Origin of the sequence: Hydrogenophaga sp., assembly GCF_051860785.1 — a bacterium.
Taxonomy (GTDB): Bacteria; Pseudomonadota; Gammaproteobacteria; order Burkholderiales; family Burkholderiaceae_C; genus Hydrogenophaga.
Genome location: NZ_JBIMLB010000001.1, coordinates 320,604 through 335,733 on the forward strand (window position 1 = coordinate 320,604; position 15,130 = coordinate 335,733).

General features: G+C 66.0%; 16 protein-coding genes. 11 read left to right on the forward strand and 5 right to left on the reverse strand.

Going from position 1 to position 15,130, the window contains the following annotated elements; genetic code table 11:
- Position 1 precedes the first annotated feature (1 nt).
- Positions 2–1,171 carry an FAD-dependent monooxygenase gene (locus ACTIF6_RS01505; protein ID WP_439586231.1) on the reverse strand — a complete coding sequence of 390 codons (1,170 nt, stop codon included), beginning with the start codon at positions 1,169–1,171 and terminating at the stop codon, positions 2–4.
- An 88-nt stretch (positions 1,172–1,259) separates the two neighbouring features.
- Here ACTIF6_RS01505 and ACTIF6_RS01510 point away from each other — a divergent pair, with 88 nt between their 5' ends.
- The 3 genes from ACTIF6_RS01510 to ACTIF6_RS01520 are packed head-to-tail and all read left to right on the forward strand — an operon-like array spanning position 1,260 to position 4,069.
- Entirely contained in the window at positions 1,260–2,162 is a 903-nt protein-coding gene (locus ACTIF6_RS01510) for an MOSC domain-containing protein (RefSeq protein ID WP_439586232.1), read from the forward strand.
- Positions 2,163–2,219: 57 nt separating this feature from the next.
- On the forward strand, positions 2,220–3,311 hold the full coding sequence (ychF, locus tag ACTIF6_RS01515; RefSeq protein ID WP_439586233.1) for a redox-regulated ATPase YchF: 1,092 nt from the start codon (positions 2,220–2,222) through the stop codon (positions 3,309–3,311).
- The gene (locus ACTIF6_RS01520; protein WP_439586234.1) at positions 3,311–4,069 is read left to right on the forward strand and encodes an RNA pseudouridine synthase; all 759 of its coding nucleotides are present in this window, start codon (positions 3,311–3,313) and stop codon (positions 4,067–4,069) included. Before ychF ends, ACTIF6_RS01520 begins: the two co-directional genes overlap by 1 nt.
- Here ACTIF6_RS01520 and ACTIF6_RS01525 read toward each other — a convergent pair.
- Together ACTIF6_RS01525 and ACTIF6_RS01530 are read right to left on the reverse strand one after the other, a co-directional pair.
- On the reverse strand, positions 4,042–5,220 hold the full coding sequence (locus ACTIF6_RS01525; RefSeq protein ID WP_439586235.1) for an MFS transporter: 1,179 nt from the start codon (positions 5,218–5,220) through the stop codon (positions 4,042–4,044). The two genes, ACTIF6_RS01520 and ACTIF6_RS01525, sit on opposite strands and share 28 nt — an antisense overlap.
- Positions 5,217–5,699, reverse strand: a complete 483-nt coding sequence (locus tag ACTIF6_RS01530; protein WP_439586236.1) for a YqaA family protein — start codon at positions 5,697–5,699, stop codon at positions 5,217–5,219. Before ACTIF6_RS01530 ends, ACTIF6_RS01525 begins: the two co-directional genes overlap by 4 nt.
- 179 nt (positions 5,700–5,878) lie before the next feature.
- Between ACTIF6_RS01530 and dusB the strand changes: the two genes are divergently transcribed.
- The 3 genes from dusB to purH are packed head-to-tail and all read left to right on the forward strand — an operon-like array spanning position 5,879 to position 8,765.
- Complete coding sequence (dusB, locus tag ACTIF6_RS01535; protein ID WP_439586237.1) at positions 5,879–6,910, forward strand: tRNA dihydrouridine synthase DusB; 1,032 nt, start codon at positions 5,879–5,881, stop codon at positions 6,908–6,910.
- Positions 6,907–7,143: a helix-turn-helix domain-containing protein gene (locus ACTIF6_RS01540; protein WP_439586238.1), complete on the forward strand. Its 237-nt coding sequence runs from the start codon at positions 6,907–6,909 to the stop codon at positions 7,141–7,143. The genes dusB and ACTIF6_RS01540 overlap by 4 nt, the downstream gene beginning before the upstream one ends.
- 35 nt (positions 7,144–7,178) lie before the next feature.
- Complete coding sequence (gene purH / locus ACTIF6_RS01545) at positions 7,179–8,765, forward strand: bifunctional phosphoribosylaminoimidazolecarboxamide formyltransferase/IMP cyclohydrolase (RefSeq protein ID WP_439586239.1); 1,587 nt, start codon at positions 7,179–7,181, stop codon at positions 8,763–8,765.
- Between the two features lie 21 nt (positions 8,766–8,786).
- On the opposite strand, the gene hemL is transcribed toward purH, so the two are convergent.
- Together hemL and thiD are read right to left on the reverse strand one after the other, a co-directional pair.
- A complete protein-coding gene (hemL, locus tag ACTIF6_RS01550; RefSeq protein WP_439586240.1) occupies positions 8,787–10,088 on the reverse strand; it encodes a glutamate-1-semialdehyde 2,1-aminomutase in 1,302 nt (433 codons plus the stop codon).
- Positions 10,089–10,095: 7 nt separating this feature from the next.
- On the reverse strand, positions 10,096–11,025 hold the full coding sequence (gene thiD, locus ACTIF6_RS01555; RefSeq protein ID WP_439586241.1) for a bifunctional hydroxymethylpyrimidine kinase/phosphomethylpyrimidine kinase: 930 nt from the start codon (positions 11,023–11,025) through the stop codon (positions 10,096–10,098).
- Between the two features lie 153 nt (positions 11,026–11,178).
- On the opposite strand from thiD, the gene ACTIF6_RS01560 reads away from it, so the two are divergent.
- From ACTIF6_RS01560 to ACTIF6_RS01580, 5 genes are all read left to right on the forward strand, one after another.
- The gene (locus ACTIF6_RS01560) at positions 11,179–11,352 is read left to right on the forward strand and encodes a rubredoxin (protein WP_439586242.1); all 174 of its coding nucleotides are present in this window, start codon (positions 11,179–11,181) and stop codon (positions 11,350–11,352) included.
- Positions 11,353–11,449: 97 nt separating this feature from the next.
- Positions 11,450–11,845: a response regulator gene (locus ACTIF6_RS01565; protein WP_439586243.1), complete on the forward strand. Its 396-nt coding sequence runs from the start codon at positions 11,450–11,452 to the stop codon at positions 11,843–11,845.
- On the forward strand, positions 11,845–12,210 hold the full coding sequence (locus ACTIF6_RS01570; protein WP_439586244.1) for a response regulator: 366 nt from the start codon (positions 11,845–11,847) through the stop codon (positions 12,208–12,210). Before ACTIF6_RS01565 ends, ACTIF6_RS01570 begins: the two co-directional genes overlap by 1 nt.
- A 29-nt stretch (positions 12,211–12,239) precedes the next feature.
- Complete coding sequence (locus tag ACTIF6_RS01575; protein ID WP_439586245.1) at positions 12,240–12,785, forward strand: chemotaxis protein CheW; 546 nt, start codon at positions 12,240–12,242, stop codon at positions 12,783–12,785.
- Positions 12,786–12,846: 61 nt separating this feature from the next.
- Positions 12,847–15,102 (forward strand): methyl-accepting chemotaxis protein, encoded by a 2,256-nt coding sequence (locus tag ACTIF6_RS01580; RefSeq protein WP_439586246.1) that lies wholly within the window; start codon positions 12,847–12,849, stop codon positions 15,100–15,102.
- The last annotated feature ends 28 nt before the right edge of the window (positions 15,103–15,130 follow it).

A 15,130-nucleotide genomic window follows, 5' to 3' on the forward strand; every position in this document is an offset into this window, starting at 1 on the left:
CTCAGGCACTGGATGGACCCATGGCCTGGCGCGCGATCCAGCGCTTGAGCGGGCCGCTGCGGTCGAAGCCGGAGAGCCCCCAGTTGCGCAAGGCCTGCACGCGCGTGTCGTCGTGTGAGAACAGGCCGAACAGGCCATCGGTGACCCAGCCCATCGCGCCCACCTCGGCGGCGCGCGCACGTTCGTAGCGGCGCAGCAACCTGAGGTCGCCCAGTTCGCGCCAGTACTCTCGCTGCTGCAGCACGCGCGCGAGTTCGGCCACGTCGGCCAGACCCACGTTGAGTCCCTGGCCTGCAAGGGGGTGCATGGCATGTGCTGCATCGCCGGCCAGCGCCACACCACCTTTCGCGGTGCGGGCGATCCAGCGCTGGGCGCGGGAGAGTTCGAGGGGCCAGGCCTGAGCGGGGCTTTCCATGTGCATGTGGCCCAGGGCCTGTGCGCTGCGCGCCTGTACGGCCTGGGTGAAAGTGTCGGGGTCGGCTTGCAGCCAGGTATCGGCCTGCTGTGCAGGAACTGACCACACCAGCGCCACGGAGTTCCCGGTTTCGCCGCCCAGCGGCAGCAGGGCCATCACCTCGCCGTGGGCAAACCACTGACGCGCGATGCCGCCGTGTGGCTGTTCGCAATGCAGGCGGGCGGCCAGCGCTTTGTGGGGATAGGGGCGCACGTCGAAGTCAAGCCCGAGTTCATCGCGCGTCTGGCTGCGCTTGCCCTCGCAGACCACGGTGAGGGCCGCGACCGGTGCTTCGGCCATGTGTTCAATGCCACCCTGGAAACCCACCGCGTCGTTCAGCCGCTGCTCGAGTGCCGGCACGTCCACGATCCAGGTGAGGGCCTCGGCCCCTTGGTCGTCGGCGGAGAAGGCCAGTTCGCCGCCGTCGTCGCCCCACACCTGCATGGCGGTCACGGGGGTGATGGGCGGCGTGCGATCGTCCTGTGGGCCGGCTTCGGGCCAGGCGCGCACCGAGCGCAGCAGGTCGCGCGAAGCGGCGTTGAGGGCATAGGCGCGCACATCGGGCTGGTGCGATTCGGCGCGGGTGTGGCCGACCAGCGCCACGCGCAAACGGTCGCGCGCCAGCAGCAGCGCCAAGGTCTGGCCCACCACGCCGGCCCCGCGGATGGCGACGTCGAAACGCCGGGTCGAGCCGGGGCGGGGGGCATTCGGGTTCATGCAGCGATTCTAGGAGCAGGGCACAATCCGGGCCTTCTCGCCAGCGCATGTCCTGCGCCCGTCTGTCGCCTTCAGCACCCCGTCCACCATGACCCAAGCCTTAACCCCATCCACCGCCGACGTGCGGGCCACCATCGACCAGCTCTGGATCTACCCGGTGAAATCGTGTGCCGGCGTGAAGGTGGACGAGGCCGAACTGACCGACACCGGCCTGCTTTTCGATCGCGCCTGGATGGTGGTGGACGCCCAGGGAGAGTTCGTGAGCCAACGCGAACTGCCGCGCATGGCGCTGATCCAGCCCACTTTCAAGATGGGCCAGCTCGTGCTGCGCGCCCCGGGCATGCTGGCACTGCACCTGGAGTTGAACGCCGCCGAGGGGCCGTTGAAGGTGCGTGTGTGGGACGACGAGGTGATGGCCTGCGACATGGGCGACCTCGCGGCCCAGTGGTTCAGCGATTTCCTCGGCGCCGACGCGCCGGAGGAGCTGAAGGAATTGCGCCTGGCGCGCTTCGACCCCGAGGTGCGCCGCGCCAGCAACGCGCGCTGGCTGGGTGGCCGCGAGGCCGGAACCCAGTTTGCTGACGGTTTTGCGTTGCTGGTGACCAGCACGGCCTCGCTGGCTGGCCTCAACGAGCGCCTGGTGGCGGCCGGCGAAACGCCGGTGGACATGCGCCGTTTCCGCCCCAACATCGTGTTGCGTGGCTTGGACGCGCACGACGAAGACCGTGTCGGCCCCATGCGCATCGCGACCGGCGACGATGGCGCGGCGGTGATCGAAACCGTCAAGCCTTGTGCACGCTGCCCCATCCCCAACGTCGACCCCGATACCGCAAGCTCCAGCCCCGCCGTGAGTGACGCCCTGCAGGGCTACCGCCAGGACGCGCGACTGAAAGGCGCGGTGACCTTTGGCATGAACGCCATCGTGATCGAGGGAGATGGGCAATTTCTGCGGGTCGGTCAGGCCGTCACCGCCGAATGGCGCTTTGACTGAGAAAAGCCGCTCGCCCGTAAAATCGCGGGTTTCCCCGCTGAACCCGAAAGCCCCTCCATGAGCCTCCAATGCGGCATCGTGGGCCTGCCCAACGTCGGCAAGTCCACCCTCTTCAACGCCTTGACCAAGGCCGGCATCGCGGCCGAGAACTACCCCTTCTGCACCATCGAGCCCAACACCGGCGTGGTGGAGGTGCCCGACCCGCGCCTGCAGCAACTCGCCGACATCGTCAAACCCGAACGCGTCGTGCCGGCCATCGTGGAATTCGTGGACATCGCCGGCCTGGTGGCGGGCGCGAGCACCGGTGAAGGCCTGGGCAACAAGTTCCTGGCCCACATCCGCGAAACCGACGCCATCGTCAACGTGGTGCGCTGCTTCGAAGACCCCAACGTGATCCATGTGGCCAACAAGGTCGATCCGATCGCCGACATCGAAGTCATCCAGACCGAGCTTTGCCTCGCCGATCTGGCGGCGGTGGAGAAGGCCATCCACCGTGTGAGCAAGACCGCGCGCTCGGGCGACAAGGAGTCGATCAAGCAGCTCGCCATCCTGGAGAAATGCCAGGTCGCGCTCAACGACACGCAGCCGGTGCGCACCATCGACTTCAGCAAGGAAGAGCGTGCCCAGCTCAAGCAGTTCTTCCTGATCACGGCCAAGCCAGCCATGTTCGTGGCCAACGTGTCCGAAGACGGCTTCGAGAACAACCCCTTCCTGGACCGCCTGCGCGAATTTGCGAAGAAGCAGAACGCACCGGTGGTGGCCATCTGCGCCAAGATCGAGGCCGAACTCGCCGAGATGGACGATGCCGACCGGCTCGAATTCCTCAAGGAACTGGGGCAGGATGAACCTGGTCTGAACCGGTTGATCCGTGCGGCATACCAGTTGCTCGGTCTGCAGACCTACTTCACCGCCGGCGTGAAGGAAGTGCGCGCCTGGACCATCCACGTCGGCGACACCGGCCCCCAGGCCGCCGGCGTGATCCACACCGATTTCGAGAAGGGCTACATCCGCGCCCAGACGATTGCCTTCGACGACTACATCGCCCTGAAAGGCGAGCAGGGCGCCAAGGACGCGGGCAAGATGCGCGCCGAAGGCAAGGACTACGTCGTCAAGGATGGCGACGTGATGAACTTCCTGTTCAGCAGCTGATGGCCGAGCCCCAGCGCCTGGCCAAACGCCTGGCGGCGCAAGTGCCGTGCTCGCGCCGCGACGCCGAGCTCTATATTGCGGGCGGCTGGGTGCGGGTGGATGGCACGGTGGTGGAAGAGCCCATGGCGCGCGTGCAGGACGCCCAGGTTGTGGCACTCGACGCCAAGGCGCGCCTGGAACCTCTGGTACCGGTCACGTTGATCTGGCACAAGCCAGCCGGACAGGCACTCCCTGAAGATGCGTTTCTGTCGGATGAACTCGCGGCCCGCTGGCTCGCCCCGGCCACACGCTTCAAGGGCGACCGCTCCGGCGTGCGCCCGCTCAAGGCCCATGGTCACCGACTGATCCCGGTCTCGCCGCTGGAACCCGCGGCCGGCGGGTTGATGGTGTTCACGCAGAACCCGAGCGTGCAGCGCAAGATCACCGACGGCTCATCGCCGCTCGAACACGAGTGGCTGGTGGAGGTGCAAAACGACCCCGAGCTCGACGACGCCGCGCGACGCGAGGCGGTGTTGCAGTCGTTGGGCAAGCTGCTGTTTTTCGAGGGCACCAGCCTGCCGGTGGCGCGTGCCAGCTGGCAAAGCGAGCGGCGACTTCGCCTGGCCATCAAGGGCACGCTGCCGGGCCAGGTGGCATTCCTGGCCGAGCGCGCTGGCCTGAAGCTGGCGGGCGTGCGTCGCCTGCGCCTGGGCCGCATCGGCCTGGACGGCCTGCCTTCCGGCCAGTGGCGCTACCTGGCGGCGCAAGAACGTTTCTGAAGGCGCTCGGCCCACACACTCAGGGCCATGGACAGCAGGAGCAACCACAGGCCGACCTCGTTGAGCCGCAGCATGTGGCCTTGCGCGATCATCACGCCGCCCAGGGCAGCGCCCAGCGCCTGCCCGGCGTAGATGCCCGAGCTGTTGAGCGCCACCGTGGCGGGGGCAAGCGCTGGCGACATGTGGACCAGCCGAGCCTGTTGCGCGGAGTTCATCGAGAAACAGCCCAATGCCCAGGGCACGATCACCAGGGCCTGCTGCCACAGCCCGCTCTGACCCAGCGGCCACAGCAGCAGGCTCAGCGCCATGGCACCCAGCGCGATCAGCACCGACAGGGATGCGCCGAGGCGGTCGATCCAGCGGGACAGGAGCATGTTCCCCAGCAGGCCGAACGCGCCGAACCACAGGAACAGCAGCGACAAACCGCCGCCACCGAGGCCCAGCGTCTGAGAGAAGTAGGGCGCCAGGTAAGAGAACAGCACGAACTGGCCAAAGCCGCCCAGCAGCGTCACACCCACCACCACCATCAGCGGTGCCGAACCCAGCGTTGCCTGCCAGGCCTGGCGCGACAGAGCGGCCGGCCTGATGCCGTTGGGCATTTCGCGCCAGACCCACCAGCCGCTGGCAAAGGACATCAAGGCCACCAGACCGAATGCCCAGCGCCAACCGAACTCACCGCCGATCCAGGCCGCCAGCGGCATGCCCATGACGGACGCCACCGACCACCCGAGAAACACGAACGTGATGGCGCGACCCCGCTGCTCGGGCGACACCAGCAGGCCCACGCTGGCCGCGGCCTGTGGCGTGAAGATGGCCGGTGCGATGACGGCCAGCACGCGCAGCGGCAGCAGGGTGGCGTAGTTCGGTGCCAGCGCGCAGGCGGCGGTCAGCAGGCCGTACCAGATCAGCGACAGGGCCAGCAGGCGCCGCCGGTCCCAGCCCGCCACCAGGCTGGCGAAGGCCGGCGCACCCAGGCCCATGAGGATCGCCGCCGCCGTGATGAGCTGGCCCGCCTGGGGAATCGACACGCCGAGCGAGGTGCTGATGTCGCTGAGCGTGCCGGGCACCAGCATGACGCCGGTGCCGATCACGAAGTTGCCCACCATCAGCGCCCACAGGGCGCGGGGCAGGGCGGGGGTGGCAACGCTCATGGGTGAAAGCTTCCGGGGAAGAACCACAACAGCGCCGCCGTCATGGTGAGGTAGCGGGCGAACTTGCCGATGGCCATGTAGAGCAGGCAGGGCCAGAAGGGAAACTTCATCCAGCCAGCCACGGCGCACAGCGGATCGCCTACCACGGGCAACCAGCTCATGAGGCAGGCCTTGGGGCCGAAGCGCTCCAGCCAGTGCAGCGCGCGCAACTCGGTCGAGCTGCCGCGCGCCCGGTCCACCGCCTTGTGCGTGTAGAAACCCATCAGCCAGCTCACGGCCCCGCCCAGCGTGTTGCCGATGGTGGCGACCACGATGGCCGGCCAGAACATGTCGGGGTTGAGCTTGATCAGGCCGAACACAGCCGGCTCGGAGCCCAGGGGCAGCAGCGTGGCCGAGACGAAGGCCACCACGAACACCGTGCTGAGCCCGAACTCGGGCAGCGACAGCAGTTCCATCAGGTGATTCATCCAGGCGGGCATGAGAGACGGCAGTGGCGCGGCAAAAGACCGGCGCGATCGGGTCGGGCAGGTGGATGGAAAAAAGTTCGGTGCGATATCGTCTGCTGAAAAAACAGGCAGATACAATCGCCTTCCTCTCGCACCCTGCCTGGGCAGGGCTCGCGGCCGTTCAACCGCTCGACGCTGATTCTCCCACCGCCATGCAAATCGGGGCCTTCACCCTGCCCAATGCCCTGTTTGTCGCACCGATGGCGGGCGTGACGGACCGGCCATTCCGCAAACTGTGCAAGCGCCTGGGTGCGGGCTATGCGGTCAGCGAGATGGTGACCTCACGTCCGGATCTGCAGGACAGCCTCAAGACCTCGCGCCGCGCCAACCACGAAGGCGAGGCTGCGCCGATCTCGGTGCAGATCGCCGGCACCGACGCGCAGATGATGGCCGACGCCGCGCGCTACAACATCGACCGCGGCGCGCAGATCATCGACATCAACATGGGCTGCCCCGCCAAGAAGGTTTGCAACAAATGGGCCGGGTCGGCGCTGATGCAGGACGAGGTGCTGGCCATGGAGATCGTGGAGGCGGTGGTCGCGGCCAGCGCGCCGCACGGCGTGCCGGTCACGCTCAAGATGCGCACCGGCTGGTGCGCGAGCGTTCGCAACGCCCCCACGCTGGCGCTCGCCGCCGAAGCCGCGGGTGTGCAGATGCTCACCGTGCATGGCCGCACGCGCGAGCAAGGCTACAAGGGCCAAGCCGAGCACGACACCGTGGCCCACATCAAGAGCCGTGTGCGGATTCCGGTGGTGGCCAATGGCGACGTCGACTCGCCCGAGCGCGCGCTCGAGGTGCTGCAGCGCACGGGCGCCGACGCCATCATGATCGGCCGCGCCGCGCAGGGCCGGCCCTGGATCTTTCGCGAGATCGCCCACTTCCTCGCCACGGGTCAGCACCTGCCGCCTCCCTCGCTGGCAGACGTGCGGAGCTGGTTGCTCGATCACCTGCACGATCACTACGACCTGTACGGCGAGTACACCGGCGTGCGCAGCGCGCGCAAGCACCTCGGCTGGTACGCGCAGTCGCTGCCCTTGCCCCCGGGCGCGGCTGCCCTGTTTCGCTCGCGCGTCAACGCCACGACCACGGTCGAGGCACAGTTGCGCTGCGTGAGCCACAGCCTGGACGAGTGGTCCGCCGACACAATAACCATCCCGAGAGACAACTGGAAACTGGCCGCATGAAACAGAGCAAACTGCACGACTGTGTGCGTGCCAGCATGGAAGACTTCTTCCGCGATCTCAACGGCACCGACCCCGACAACCTGCACGAGATGCTGGTCAAGGCAGTGGAAAAACCCCTGCTCGAGGTGGTGATGGAGCAGGCGCAGAACAACCAGTCGCGCGCTGCGCAGTGGCTGGGCCTGAACCGCAACACGCTGCGCAAGAAGTTGCTCGAACACAAGCTCCTCGACTGAGCGATCCGATTTCAAACTCCCCTTCCCATCGATTCATGCGCGCACTCATTTCCGTCTCCGACAAGACCGGCATCGTCGAACTCGCCCAGGCCCTGCACGGGCTGGGCGTGTCGCTCATCTCCACCGGTGGCACCGCCAAGCTGCTCGCTGAAAAAGGCCTGCCCGTGACCGAAGTGGCCGAGGTGACCAGTTTCCCCGAGATGCTCGATGGCCGCGTGAAGACCCTGCATCCCAAGGTGCATGGCGGCCTGCTGGCGCGCCGCGACCTGCCCGAGCACATGGCCGCACTCAAGACCCAAGGCATCGACACGATCGACCTGTTGATCGTCAACCTCTACCCCTTCGAGGCGACCGTCGCCAAGGCCAGCTGCACGCTGGACGACGCGATCGAGAACATCGACATCGGCGGCCCGGCCATGGTGCGCAGTGCGGCCAAGAACTGGAAAGACGTGGCCGTGCTCACCGATGCCGCGCAATACCCGGCCGTGATCGATGAACTCAAGGCCAGCGGCCAGCTCAGCCTGAAGACGCGCTTTGCGCTGTCGGTGGCGGCGTTCAACCGCATCAGCAACTACGACGCCGCCATCAGCGACTATCTCTCCAGCATCGATTTCGACGAAACCGCCGCTGTGCCCCGGCGCAGCCAGTTCCCAGGCCAGTCCAATGGCCGCTTCGTCAAGCTGCAGGACCTGCGCTACGGCGAGAACCCGCACCAGAGCGCCGCCTTCTACCGCGACCTGTATCCCGCGCCCGGTTCGCTGGTGAGCGCGAAGCAGCTGCAGGGCAAGGAACTCAGCTACAACAACATCGCCGATGCCGACGCCGCGTGGGAGTGCGTGAAGAGCTTCGCAGCCCCTGCCTGCGTGATCGTCAAGCACGCCAACCCCTGCGGCGTGGCCGTGGGCAAGGACGCGGCCGAGGCCTACGCCAAGGCTTTCCAGACCGATCCCACCAGTGCCTTCGGCGGCATCATTGCGCTCAACCGCTTGCTCGATGGTGCGGGCGCGCAGGCGATCAGCAAGCAGTTCGTCGAGGTGCTCATGGCACCGGGCTACACGCCCGAGGCGCTGGAGGTGTTCAAGGCCAAGGCCAATGTGCGCGTGCTGCAGATCGACCTGCCCCCGGGCGGCGCCACCGACTGGCTGCAGGGCCGCAACGCGCACGACGTCAAGCGCATCGGCTCGGGTCTCCTGATCCAGTCGGCCGACAACCACGAGCTTCAGCGCAGCGACCTCAAGGTCGTGACCAAGCTGCAGCCCAGCGAACAGCAGATCGAGGACCTGCTGTTCGCGTGGAAGGTGGCCAAGTACGTGAAGTCCAACGCCATCGTGTTCTGCAAGGACGGCATGACCATGGGTGTGGGCGCCGGCCAGATGAGCCGCCTGGACTCGGCGCGCATCGCCAGCATCAAGGCGGGCCACGCCAAGCTGTCGCTGCAGGGCACGGCGGTGGCGAGCGATGCGTTCTTCCCGTTCCGCGACGGGCTCGATGTGGTGGTGGACGCGGGCGCCACCTGCGTCATCCAGCCCGGAGGCAGCATGCGCGATCAGGAAGTGATCGACGCGGCGGACGAACGCGGCGTGGTGATGGTCTACAGCGGCGTTCGCCACTTCAGACACTGAAGGCGCCACTGCGCCGGCGCGTTACAGCTTCTTGAAGATGTCGCGCGCCGCGCTCACCGTGTCGGCGATGTCCTGCTCGGTATGAGCGGCGCTCACGAAGCCGGCTTCGTACAGCGCGGGGGCGATGTACACGCCGCGGTTCAGCAGGCCGTGGAAGAGGGTATTGAAGCGCGCGCCGTCCGTGGTCATCACCTTGGCGTAGTTCTGCGGCAGTTCGTCGAACAGGAAGAACCCGAACATGCCACCCTCGCTGTCGCCACTCAGTGCCACGCCCTGGGCTGCCGCAGCCTCCTTGAGGCCATCGACCAGGGATCGCGTGGTGGCCGACAGCGCTTCGAAGAAACCGGGCTTGCGGATCTCTTTCAGCGTGGCCAGCCCGCAGGCCGTGGCCACCGGGTTGCCCGACAGCGTGCCCGCCTGGTAGACACCGCCCAGCGGTGCAAGCTGTTCCATCACTGCGCGCTTCGCACCGAAGGCCGCGAGCGGCATGCCGCCGCCGATCACCTTGCCCATCACCGTCATGTCGGGCTCGAAGCCGGGTATGAGCTTCGCGTAGACGCTCTGCGCCCCTCCGAGGGCGACGCGGAAACCGGTCATCACTTCATCGAAAGCCAGCAGCGCGCCGTGTTGTGTGCACAGCTCGCGGCAACGCTTCATGAACGGCACCGAGGCGCGCACGAAGTTCATGTTGCCCGCGATGGGCTCGATGATCAGACAGGCCACGTCGGTGCCATGCTCGGCGAATGCGGCTTCGACCTGCGCCACGTTGTTGTATTCAAGAACCAGTGTGTGCTGCACGACCTCGGGGGGCACGCCGGCGCTGGTGGGGTTGCCGAAGGTGGCCAGACCCGATCCGGCCTTCACCAGCAGCGCATCGGCATGACCGTGGTAGCAGCCCTCGAACTTGATGATCTTCTTGCGACCGGTCGCTCCGCGCGCCAGACGGATCGTGCTCATGCCGGCCTCGGTGCCCGAGCTCACCAGCCGCACCATGTCGATGCTGGGCACCAGCTCGATGATGGCCTCGGCCAGCTCCACCTCACGCTCGGTCGGTGCACCGAAAGAGAAACCCTCGAGCGCCGCTTTCTGAACCGCCTCCACCACGGCAGGGTGCCCGTGGCCCAGGATCATGGGTCCCCACGATCCGATGTAGTCGATGTAGCGCTGGCCATTGGCGTCCCAGAAGTAGGCGCCCTGCGCGCGCTGCACGAAACGCGGCGTTCCGCCCACCGCGCGGAACGCCCGCACGGGTGAGTTGACGCCGCCGGGGATCAGGGCCTTGGCGCGGTCGAAGAGTTGCTGGTTGCGGTCGTTGGTGGTCATGCGTGGATCAATGCCGGGTGGTGTCGAGCGGGAAGTCGTCGGCGTCGAGCGTGCTTTCCGTTGCCGGTTCGTCTTCAGTGCCGTCGTCGTCGTGCGCCCAGAACATGCGGTCGGGCACCGCGTGGCCCATGCCGGGCTGGAAGCCCGCGTCCAGGCACTGGTCGAGGTAGGTCAGGGCCTCCGCGCACGCAGCCTGCAGGTCGGTACCGCCCGCGATGAGGGCACACAGGGCAGCCGAAAGCGTGTCGCCAGCACCGGTGAATGTGGCTTCGAAGCGCTCGTAGCGTGCCGTGGCCAGCACGGTCTCGGGCGTGGCCAGGTGGCTCTCCAGGTATTGATCGGCCGCGTTGAACCCGGTCACCAGCGTGTAGGGCACACCGTGCACGGCGGCGGCTCTCGCCACTTCGCGTGGGCTCGGCGCGCGGTCACCTTCCCATTCGGGCAGCAGCCAGCGGCACAGCGTGCTGTGGTTGCCCACCAACACCGTGGTCTGCGGCAGCAGCAACTCGGCGCAGGCATCCAGGTAGGTCTCGATGGCCACCTCGTCCCACCATGAGAGGTCGGGCATGTAGGTGATCACCGGCACCTCGGCGTAGTCGGTGGTGATCTCGGCAATCGCGCTCAGGTTTTCGGGACTGCCGACAAAACCGACCTTGAAGGCCTGCACAGGCATGTCTTCCAGCGCGCAGCGTGCCTGGTCGGCCACGGCCTCTTCATCGAAGGCAATGTGGTCGTGGATGTCGCTGGTGTCGCGCACGTAGGCGCCTGTGACCACGGGCAACACGTGGGCCGATGCGCTGGACATGGCGGTGATGTCGGCACTGAGTCCGCCCGCACCGCTGGGGTCGCTGGCGTTGAAGACCATCACGCAGGGAAGGGAGGATTCTCCGGGTGCCTCGACCGTGGAAGAGGCCGGAGTGTTGGGTGTATCGGGCATGGAATTTGGGAAAGATCAGGGTGCGTGGCGCTCATCCGGGCAATGCGTCACATTGGGTTCCAGGCGTGATCGACAGCCGGCCGAAACGGCTTGTGGAGCGGTACACATGGCTCGATACAATGCTTGCATTCTAGAACAATGCCCCCTATAACCATGACCGAAACGAAGACTTGGATGTGCCTGATTTGTGGGTGGATTTACGACGAGGAAGCCGGTGCGCCGGACCACGGCGTGGCACCCGGCACCCCCTGGTCCGAGGTGCCGATGAACTGGACCTGTCCTGAATGCGGTGCCCGCAAGGAAGATTTCGAAATGGTGCAGATCTGAGCATGGATCGGCGCGCTTGATGGTCTTGTGACGAGCCCGGTCGACGCATGCGGCCCGCTCGTATCCCACCTGTCCCAACCTCTGGAGCCAGTGAACCGTGAGCACTACACCTGCCCTGAAAGTCCTGGTCGTTGACGACAGCAACACCATTCGCCGCAGCGCCGAGATTTTCCTCAAGCAGGGTGGGCATGAAGTCCTGCTGGCCGACGATGGCTTCGATGCCCTGGCCAAGATCAACGACTACCAGCCTGACCTGGTGTTCTGCGACATCCTCATGCCCCGACTCGATGGCTACCAGACCTGCGCCATCATCAAACGCAACCTGCGCTTCGCCAACATCCCTGTCGTGATGCTCTCGTCCAAGGACGGTGTTTTCGACAAGGCGCGCGGGCGCATGGTCGGTTCGCAGGAATACCTCACCAAACCCTTCACCAAAGACCAGTTGCTGCAAGCCGTGCAGCAGTTCGGTACCAACCTCACCGGAGCACTTTGATGCCCATCCACAAGATTCTCGTGGTCGATGACTCCAAGACCGAACTCATGGTGCTGTCGGACCTGCTGGGTAAAAACGGCTACACCGTGCGCACCGCTGAGAATGCGGACGAGGCCTTCCGTCGGCTAGGCGAGGAAAAGCCCGACTTGATCCTGATGGACGTCGTGATGCCCGGTCAGAATGGATTTCAGCTCACGCGTGCCATCACGCGGGACCCCCAGTTTTCGAGCATTCCCATCGTCATGTGCACTAGCAAAAATCTGGAGACCGACCGTGTCTGGGGCATGCGCCAAGGCGCACGCGACTACGTCACCAAGCCGGTCAATGCGGAAGAATTGCTGTCCAAGATCCGGGCGCTCGGCTGATTGCCGCACAGACCTGATTCACGAACAGCATGGCCAAACGTCAGTCCCTCAAGGAACTCCAGGAACGATTGGCCCAGCGTTTGACGGTCGCCAAGACCGAAGCCGTCACAGCCACCTGGCTGGCGGTCGAAGCCGAAGGGAAGCGCTATCTGCTCCCGCTCGTGCAGTCCGGTGAGATCTTTCCCTGGTCTCCGGTCCAGCGGGTGCCCTACACCAAGCCCTGGTATGCCGGTGTGGCCAGCCTTCGCGGCGGCCTGCATGGGGTGGTCGACCTCGCACGCCTCGTGGCCACGGCGACCGACGCGCCAGCTGCGGGCCCGGGCCAGGCCGAACGCGTCACCTCCGAGTCCCGCCTGGTGAGCCTGCACGCCGCGCTCGGCGTCAACGCGGTGATCTGGATCGATCGCCTGCTCGGCCTGCGCAACCCCTCCATGTTCAGTGCTGTTGGCGACGCTCCCGCGAATGCGCCCGGCTTTTTCACGCGCTCGCTGGTGGATCTCCAGGGACAGTCCTGGCAGGAGATCGATCTGCAGGTGCTGGTGACCGAACCCGAGTTTCTGGCGATCGCGGCCTGAGGGCCGGCCCCCGGCGCGCCTGGGTATTTTTCGTTTTCGTTATCTGTTGGAAGGTTTTTACATGGCCATGCTTGATCGATTCCAGGGACTCTTCAAGAAGAAAGCCGGTGACGAACCCGATCTTTATCAGCGCACCGATCAGGAAGTGGCCGAACTGGCTGCGGCGCGTCTGGCGCCGGACCCTTCGGGTGACGCGTTCGGCGGCACGCCGATGGTGGATGACGAGGACGACGCTGCAAATCAGGCAGGCCTGATCTCGCTGCCGCTGCTGGGTCAGCGCACCGCCGAACAACACCAGCGATCGCTGGCCGTTCTGTTTACCTTTGCACTCGTGGTGCTGGGCTCGGTGACGCTGTTTGCGCTGAGCCAGACCGACAAGGTCGGTAAGCAGGTGGCTGCCAGTGGCCAGGCCCTGATGCAGTCGCAGCGTCTGGCCAAGAGCGTGTCCCAGGCCATGATCGGCAGCGCGTCGGCGTTCCCCGAGGTGCGCGACAGCTCGGATGTGATGGCGCGCACGGTGCGTGGCCTCAAGCAGGGCGATACAGAGCTGGGCCTCGACGCGTTGAGCCCCGAGTACACCAGCGAACTGGATGAATTGCTGCCCAAGGTCGAGCAGGCCGAACGGAATGCGTCGGCCGTGCTGGCACAGCAGAACATCCTGACGCAGGTGGGCACTGCGTTGCGCACGATCAACCGCCAGTCCTCCGACCTGCTGGAGATCGCCGAAACCGTGTCCTCGCTCAAGCTGCAGCAGAACGCACCCGCCGCAGAGATCTCTGCGTCCGGCCAGCTCGTGATGCTGACGCAGCGCATCGGCAAGTCCGCCAACGAGTTCCTGACCATGGAAGGCGGCGTGAGTCCCGAGGCCGTGTTTCTGCTGGGCAAGGACTTGAACACCTTCAGGGAAATCACCAACGGCCTGCTCAAAGGCAGCGACGAACTGCGCCTGCGCGCCGCCGCCGATCCGCAGATTCGAGAACGCCTCGAAGCCCTGCTCAAGCTTTACGAAGAAACCCGCGTGGAAGCCGGCGCCATTCTCGGCAATCTGCAGGGCATGGTGTCTGCGCGCGAAGCACAAGCCAGCATCATTTCCGACAGCGAACCGCTGCGCCTGGGTCTTCAAAAGTTGCAGGGCGACCTGTCCCTGCGCTCTGGCCTGGGTGGCGGTGAATTGATTGCGCTGGCGCTGTCGGCCGCTTTCGCGGTGTTGTGCGCCATCGGCTTCGCCGTGGTGCAGCTGCAGGACAGCCGCAAGCGCCAGATGAGTGCCGAATCGATGCGCCTGGCCGCCGAGTCGCAGGAGCAGGACGCCAAGCGCGTCAACGACGCCAACCAGGCGGCCATTCTGCGGCTGATGAACGAACTGCAGACGGTGGCCGAAGGCGACCTGACGCAGGAAGCCACGGTGACCGAAGACATCACCGGCGCCATCGCCGACTCGGTGAACTACACGGTGGAAGAACTGCGATCACTGGTGGGCAACGTGCAGGCCACGGCCACGCGCGTGGCGCAGACCACGTCGGCGGTGGAAAGCACCTCCACCGAACTGCTGGCCGCCTCCACCGAGCAGCTGCGCGAGATTCGCGAGACCGGCCAGTCGGTGCTGGACATGGCGCAGCGCATCAACCAGGTGTCCGGTCAGGCACAGGAATCCGCCACGGTGGCGCGTGCGTCGCTGCAAGCGGCCGAATCGGGTCTGCAGGCCGTGCAGGACGCCATCGGCGGTATGAACGCCATCCGCGATCAGATCCAGGAAACCTCCAAGCGCATCAAGCGCCTCGGTGAGTCGTCGCAGGAGATCGGTGAAATCACCGAACTGATTTCCGACATTACCGAACAGACGAACGTGCTGGCCCTCAACGCCGCCATCCAGGCCGCCTCGGCGGGTGAAGCCGGTCGAGGCTTCTCGGTGGTGGCGGAAGAAGTGCAGCGGCTGGCCGAACGCTCGGCCGATGCCACGCGCCAGATCTCGGCGCTGGTGAAGGCCATTCAGACCGACACGCAGGATGCGGTGGCCGCCATGGAGCGCTCCACGCAGGGTGTGGTGGAAGGGGCCAAGCTGTCGGACAACGCGGGTACCGCGCTCTCCGAGATCGACCGCGTGTCGCGCCGCCTGGCCGACCTGATTGAACAGATTTCCAACGCGGCATCGCGAGAAGCCGATTCGGCCAACGAAGTGGCCGGCAACATCCAGCACATCTTTGCCGTGACCGAGCAGACCGGTGAGGGCACGCGCTCCACGGCCCAGCAGGTGCGTGAGCTCTCGGCGATGGCCGAGGAACTTCGCCAGTCGGTGGCCCGGTTCAAGATCGCCTGAGTCCAGCCCGCTCCCAAGGCCCGATTTT